This window comes from Nocardia sp. NPDC004722 (assembly GCF_053601505.1).
Map to the genome: position 1 here is coordinate 1 of NZ_JBSGBY010001062.1, position 1430 is coordinate 1430.

General features: G+C 63.3%; 1 protein-coding gene. It reads left to right on the forward strand.

Annotated elements, in window-relative coordinates; genetic code table 11:
- Positions 1–226: 226 nt before the first annotated feature.
- Positions 227–1411 (forward strand): IS110 family transposase, encoded by a 1185-nt coding sequence (locus tag ACWELQ_RS45660; protein WP_452403185.1) that lies wholly within the window; start codon positions 227–229, stop codon positions 1409–1411.
- The last annotated feature ends 19 nt before the right edge of the window (positions 1412–1430 follow it).

Genomic DNA, 1430 nt, shown 5'->3' on the forward strand with positions numbered 1-1430 from the left:
CGTCCCTACCTTTTAGCGGTCCGGCCCCGTAGGGTCCGGATGCCCCGGGAGGGGTGGGTATGGCTCTCAGTCGTCTGCCGATCGTGTGGCTCCCGCCGACTCGCCGCTCGCCTCTCCAGGACGGACTCGGCCTCTGATTAAGAGCTGCGAACCGATCGCTGAGTAGGGACCTGGCGGCGGGGTCGTCTGCGGGCGTCATCGCGAAACCGCTAGTGAGAGGGATGAGTTGACGCAACTGTGGGCCGGAGTGGACATCGGCCGAGAGCATCACCACGTGGTCGTGGTCGACGGTAATGGCAGCCGGGTGTTCTCGCGGCGAGTAGCCAACGATGAGGCAACACTGATGGCCGCGATCGGCGACGTGTGTGTCCTGGCAGAGCGGATCAGGTGGGCTATAGACCTGAACAGCACCGAATCCGCGATGCTTATGACACTGCTGCTCGACCACGATCAAGAAGTGGCCTATGTGCCGGGCATCATGGTCAATCGGGCTGCGGCCGGTTACCGCGGCGCGGGCAAAACCGACGCCAAGGACGCGCTGATCATCGCCGACCAGGCCCGAATGCGCCGGGATCTCACGATTCTGCGGGGCGACGACGAATTGGTCGTTGAGCTCAGGCTCCTCGTGGCCCATCGACAGGACCTCGCCGCTGACCGCGTCCGGGCAGTCAATCGGCTGCACGACCAGATGCTGGCTATCTGTCCTGCGCTGGAACGTGCTCTCGATCTGACCACCAAAGGGCCGTTGGTCCTGCTGACCGGATTCCAGACGCCAAAGGCGCTGCGCGGCATCGGCGTTGAGGGTCTCGCCGTCTGGCTGCGGGACCGCAAGGTCCGCAACGCCGCTGTCCTGGCTTCCAAAGCCGTTTCCGCCGCCCGAACCCAGCACAGAACTCTTCCTGCCGAGGACATGGCTGCCCTGTTGGTGGCCCAACAGGCGAAGGGGGTGATCACCCTCAACGAGCAGATCAAAGACATCGACAGGCTCATCGAGGAACGATTTCTTCGTCATCGCCAAGCCAAAGTGATCACCAGCCTGCCCGGCATCGGCATCTTGCTCGGTGCCGAGTTCATCGCCGCCACTGGCAACATCGACCGTTTCGCAACGGCTGACCGGCTCGCAAACTTCGCCGGCCTCACTCCGGTGCCTCGCGATTCGGGTCGTATCAGCGGCAATCTGCATCGGCCCCAACGCTATAGTCGGCCTCTGCAACGCGTCTTCTACACATCCGCGCTGCTCAGCATCCAGTGCAGTCCGGCATCCCGGCAGTTTTACGACCGTAAACGAGCTGAAGGTAAACGCCACACTCAAGCGGTGCTCGCCCTCGCCCGTCGCCGCGTCAACGTCGTGTGGGCACTCCTCCGCGACAACCGGCTCTATCAACCTGAGCCCCTCACCACTGCTGCTTGACAACGGGATTAAGAGTCGG